The sequence below is a fragment of the Bradyrhizobium sp. Kon56 genome (assembly GCF_055807635.1).
Map to the genome: position 1 here is coordinate 1 of NZ_JBVVOU010000458.1, position 264 is coordinate 264.

The 264-nt window shown below is 58.3% G+C and carries 1 protein-coding gene; it reads left to right on the top strand.

From position 1 onward, the window contains the following. Positions 1-15 precede the first annotated feature (15 nt). Positions 16-264: ABC transporter permease subunit (locus tag AC0L3B_RS39655; RefSeq protein WP_473383317.1), on the top strand; the 249-nt coding region annotated here is incomplete at its 3' end.

Here is a 264-nt window from a genome sequence, read left to right on the forward strand (position 1 = left end):
TCTGCCGCGCGCGCCATGGGCTTCAAGCTGCCGCAGATCTACTGGATCGTGCTGCTGCCGCAGGCATACCGCATCATCATTCCGCCGCTTACCTCCGAATTCCTCAACGTGTTCAAGAACTCCTCCGTGGCGTCCTTGATCGGCCTGATGGAACTGCTGGCACAAACCAAGCAGACCGCCGAGTTCTCGGCCAACCTGTTTGAAGCCTTCACCCTGGCCACGCTGATCTACTTCACCCTGAACATGAGCCTGATGCTGCTGATG